The sequence below is a fragment of the Chloroflexota bacterium genome (genome assembly GCA_016219275.1).
Classification (GTDB): Bacteria; Chloroflexota; Anaerolineae; order UBA4142; family UBA4142; genus JACRBM01.
This window is the reverse complement of sequence record JACRBM010000046.1, coordinates 1-4,570: the sequence shown is the minus strand read 5'-3', so window position 1 is coordinate 4,570 and position 4,570 is coordinate 1. Positions and strand designations below refer to the sequence as shown.

Here is a 4,570-nt window from a genome sequence, read left to right as displayed (position 1 = left end):
ACTCACTTTTTGTCATTCTGAGGAGCGGCTCTTGAAAACACGCAACCAAGTGAATTCAAACAAGCGACGAAGAATCTCGCCAGTTGCTTGAGCGATCCTTCGCTTCGCTCAGGATGACAAAGCGAGTTTTGCGCTTTTGCGAATAAACGAATGGCTGGGTGGGGGCGAAGCCTTTTTCGCACGCTTGCGCGGAAAAATGCTTCGCCCCTACTTTGTATTGTTTGATTTCTGCGCGGATTCGGATAGAATGAGCGGCGATGAAAATGGAGGTTTCGATGAAGGTCTACATTTCTGCCGACATGGAAGGCACGAGTGGCGTCGTGCATTCGAATCAAACCGAGCCAGAACACGCCGAATATCCGGCGGCGCGCAAACTGATGATCGCCGAAGTGAACGCGGCAATCGAAGGCGCGTTCAAGGGCGGCGCGACCGATGTGCTCGTCAACGATTCGCACGATGGAATGCGGAATCTGTCACCTGCCGAGATGCACCCCGATGCGATTCTGTTGAGCGGCTCGCCCAAGCCGTACTCGATGATGTCCGGGATTGACGCGACGTACGACGCGGTGTTTTGCACCGGCTATCACGCGCGCGCCGGTTCGGAACTGGCGAATCTGGATCATACCTGGGATGGTCCGCGTGTGTTGCAAGGCGTGTGGTTAAACCAGGTCGAAGTGGGCGAGATTGGATTGAATGCCGCGCTCGCCGGACATTTCAGTGTACCGATTGCGCTTTTTACCGGTGATCAAACTGCATGTGCACAAGCGCAGGAGTTGCTCGGCGATGATCTGCATGTCGCTGTCGTGAAAGAAGCGGTCGGGCGCGTCGCCGCGAAATGTCTGCATCCGACCAAGGCGTGCGCGTTGATTCGTGAATCGGCGGAGCGCGCGCTCGCGCGAAAGCGCGCACCGTTTGTTGTCAAGTCGCCGATCACGTTGCGCGTCGCGCTCGCGCGCTCATCGCAAGCCGAAATGTGCGTGATGATGCCCGGCGTCCAACGCGTCGCGCCGCGCGTCGTCGAGTTCACGCACGATGATTTTCCAACCGTGTACAACGCGTTTCGCGTCCTAATGACGCTGGGAAGTATTCAGGCGTGATGCGTGGCGGACGCAAACATTTTCTCGTTTTAATTGCATACGCTCTGCTCACGATTGGGATGGCGCTTCCGCTCGCGCTGAATTTTGCGACGGCGATTCCCGGCGTGGAAGGTGATGCGCCGAGTTTCGTGTGGGCGCTGGGTTGGATCAGGCGCGCGCTCGAACTCGACGTTAATCCGTTTCACAGCGATTACGTGTTTTATCCACTCGGCGGCGCGACGCAATTGTTGTGGGCGGTCTCGCTCATCGGTGTGCTCGCGTTGCCGTTGCAGTACGCGTTTGGTTTGGTCGCCGCGCACAACGCGATGTACATCGCGGCGACCGTATTGACCGCGTACGGGACGTTTCTGCTTGCGCGCGAGGTGCTCGCGCAATCGAAAATCGAAAATCGAAAATCGAAAATAGATGCTGGCTCGTTGCCGCCGTTCCAAACATTTCTATTGGTCAAGTTTGTTATCGAGCAACGGCGACTCGCCATTCGCCATTCGCCATTTGCTGCGTTCGTCGCCGGTCTGATCTTTGCGTTCGCACCTCTGCGTCTCGGTTACGGTCTCGCGTTCTTCAATCTTTTCAATACCCAGTTCATTCCGTTCTACGTCTTGTTCCTGTTGCGCGCGACGCGGACAACGTTGTGGCGCGACGCGATTCTTGCCGGGCTGTTCCTGGGACTGAATGCGTACATTGATTTTCAGATCGCCGCGTTTCTTGTTTTGTTCACCGCGCTCTACGCGGTGTACGTGATGGTGAGCGGGTGGCGCGATGCGCGAAACAAGGCAGTTGGGTGGTTGAGTAGTTGGGCGATTAGCGGTATCGTGAGCGTGCTCGTTGCCGCGCCGATGTTGTTTTTTGTCGCGCAGGATTTTGCGCTGGAGGGTGGCAACTATATTCGCGTTTTCCCAGTCAAGTACTCAACCGACCGCGCGTACGATTTACTCGCGTACCTTCTGCCGCACGCGGAGAGTGCGCTGTACGCGAACGCGCCGCTGAAAATCGCCGGGGTGAACGCGGGCGTCAACGCGAATGATGGGAGCGCACTCTCGCCGGACCGCCAGGCATTTGTCGGCTACGTCGTGCTTGCGCTCGCGGGGTACGCGCTTGTTCGCCGATGGCGACAGGCGCTCTTTTGGTTTTTGGTCGCGCTCGCGTTCGCGCTGTCTAGTTTCGGTCCGTACTTGCATATCGCCGGACAATTGACGAGCATCCCCTTGCCGTACCTCGCGCTCCACGAAATTCCCATCGTCAATCACATTCGCATTCCGATGCGGTACGGGATCGTCGTGGCGTTCGCGTGTGCGATGCTCGCGGCAATTGCGGTGAATGATTTTCGATTTTTGATTTCCGATTTTCGATTGAAGAAAAACGCATCACGCATCACGTTTTACGTTTTACGATTCACGTATCTTCTTCTCCCAGTCTTCATCTTGAGCGAGTCTGTTATTTTCCCGTACCCAACGCAACCACTCACGGTCCCACGCATCTATTCCCAGATCGCGCGCGAGCCAGGCGCGTTCACCGTGTTGGAGATTCCAACGTTCAACTGGCGCGCCGCGGCGACAATTGAAGCGTACCAACCGATTCACGGCAAGCGCATCCTGCGCGCGTACATGAATCGCATCGCGCCGGATGTGGCGGAGTATTTTGCATTTCGCGGAACGCCGATTGTGGTGCGCTCGTTGCGCGTGCTCGAAGGCGTGGAAAAGGGACCGCTCGATCAAGCCGACATTGCAGAGGACACGCGCGTGCGCGATCAAGTCTTGCGCTTTTTCGATTTGAGGTACGCGGTGTTGCATCGCGAGTTTCTCACACTGGAGCAAACGCGCGACATTGACGCGTACTTGCGCGATGTCCTGAACGCGCGAATCGTGGACGATGACGCCACCACGATTTCCTATTTATTTCCCTCATTTCCCTCCAATTCCTCTGAACTACGCATTGATCTGCGCGAAAACATCGGACAACTCTATGCCGGACGCGGCTGGCAGTTCGAGTATCCGAAAGCGAACTGGGAAGGTGAATTCGATTTTGTGTGGGCGCGTGGCGCGCAATCGGAAATCTATTTTGTCGCGGACGATGTGCGCGAGCGGGTGATGACCATTCACGTCCATGTCGAGTCGCCGTTGCGCGCGAGTGTGTTTCTCAACGACACGCGCGTCGGCGACCTCGCATTGACAACCGCGTGGCAGGATTATCGCGTTGCATTCCCAGCGAACGCGGTGAATGCGGGCATGAATCGCGTGCGATTGGATTTCGGGCGTGAATTGAAGGAGATGGTCGGGGTGACGACGATCATAATTCAATAATCAGTATTCGATGATCAGTTTTCAGTTGCAAGAAGACTGGATACTGAATACTGAACACTGAACACTGGGAGTTGACATGGGCAAGGTCATCGAAACGACATTTCGAGTACGGTACGCGGAGACGGACGCGAGCGGCGTCGTGTATCATTCGCATTACATCGTTTGGTTCGAACTGGGACGCGGCGAATGGTTTTGGCAACAAGGGCGCGATTATCATCGCGATGTCGAAGAGCGCGGCTTGAATTGGCCCGTCGTTGAACTCTCCGCGCGATACATCGCCCCGGCGCGCTATGGTGATTTGGTGACGGTACGCACGCGCGCGAAGGAAATCAAAAGCCGCGAGTTTACGCTGGCGTACCAAGTGCACAAAGCCGAAACCGGCGAATTGCTGTGCGAGGGTTGGACGAAACACTTGAATCTGAATCAACAGTGGCAGGTCTGCGCGATTCCCAAGGACATTCGCGAGTTATTGCAGACCGAATAACGCCAAGTAAATTGCCAACGTAAAATTTTTTAGCTGCACGCTTCGCGCCGCGCAGAGATTCGCAGCAAAATAGTAACGCCCCTCTCGTTCGAACGAGAGGAGCGTATCTGGGTCAAAGCCAATCTAGGTTGAGCAAACCAGCAAACTGGTTAGCGCGCTTAACGCGCCAACTTGTCAGCTAATTGTTTTGCCGACGCATAGTCGGTGAGCGATACAAACGTTAGCGGCTCGAAATGCTCCCGCAAGCGCGTTCGCTCATGGGGTTTTAGATTCTCCGCGTTGTCCTCCGCCGTCCAGACCAGCAAACTTCCCCACGTATTTTCGATCCAGAACGGTCCTTCCTCCACCAAGCCACGATCCGACATTGTTTTGACGAGCCGCGCGGTGTGGCGACGAATTTTTGCTTGTTCGGGTTGTGATTTGACTTGCCAATCCGATTTCGATTTCCACACTTCGATCCGTTTCATGCGTGCCTCACACGACGAACGATTGCCTAAAGCGCAAACGCGCCTGGATACGATGAATGTGACAACTTGCTATCGTATCAAACCGTATCTGTGAGTTTTCGTGAATGTTCGTTAAGACACTCCTGGGTTTGCAAAGTAGACGCGCGGTACTCTCCAGAACTGTGTCCGGCTTAATAAAAGCACATGTCCGCCCGCATCCTTTTGTGGGCGGAGCGAGGCTGT

Annotated in this window: 4 protein-coding genes; 3 read left to right on the top strand and 1 reads right to left on the bottom strand. The window is 55.4% G+C overall.

What is annotated here, in order from left to right:
• Nucleotides 1-275 precede the first annotated feature (275 nt).
• The 3 genes from HY868_12160 (at nt 276) to HY868_12150 (ending at nt 3,881) form a co-directional block, all read left to right on the top strand.
• Complete coding sequence (locus tag HY868_12160; GenBank protein MBI5302882.1) at nt 276-1,097, top strand: M55 family metallopeptidase; 822 nt, start codon at nt 276-278, stop codon at nt 1,095-1,097.
• Nucleotides 1,097-3,397 carry a hypothetical protein gene (locus HY868_12155; protein ID MBI5302881.1) on the top strand — a complete coding sequence of 767 codons (2,301 nt, stop codon included), beginning with the start codon at nt 1,097-1,099 and terminating at the stop codon, nt 3,395-3,397. Before HY868_12160 ends, HY868_12155 begins: the two co-directional genes overlap by 1 nt.
• Before the next feature lie 76 nt (nt 3,398-3,473).
• On the top strand, nt 3,474-3,881 hold the full coding sequence (locus HY868_12150) for an acyl-CoA thioesterase (protein ID MBI5302880.1): 408 nt from the start codon (nt 3,474-3,476) through the stop codon (nt 3,879-3,881).
• 158 nt (nt 3,882-4,039) lie between these two features.
• On the opposite strand, the gene HY868_12145 is transcribed toward HY868_12150, so the two are convergent.
• Nucleotides 4,040-4,348 carry a hypothetical protein gene (locus HY868_12145; protein MBI5302879.1) on the bottom strand — a complete coding sequence of 103 codons (309 nt, stop codon included), beginning with the start codon at nt 4,346-4,348 and terminating at the stop codon, nt 4,040-4,042.
• Nucleotides 4,349-4,570 lie beyond the last annotated feature (222 nt).

Coding starts and splice junctions, on each gene's coding strand:
- HY868_12160 (MBI5302882.1), top strand. CDS start 276: ATGAAGGTCTACATTTCTGCCGACATGGAAGGCACGAGTGGCGTCGTG.
- HY868_12155 (MBI5302881.1), top strand. CDS start 1,097: ATGCGTGGCGGACGCAAACATTTTCTCGTTTTAATTGCATACGCTCTG.
- HY868_12150 (MBI5302880.1), top strand. CDS start 3,474: ATGGGCAAGGTCATCGAAACGACATTTCGAGTACGGTACGCGGAGACG.
- HY868_12145 (MBI5302879.1), bottom strand. CDS start 4,348: ATGAAACGGATCGAAGTGTGGAAATCGAAATCGGATTGGCAAGTCAAA.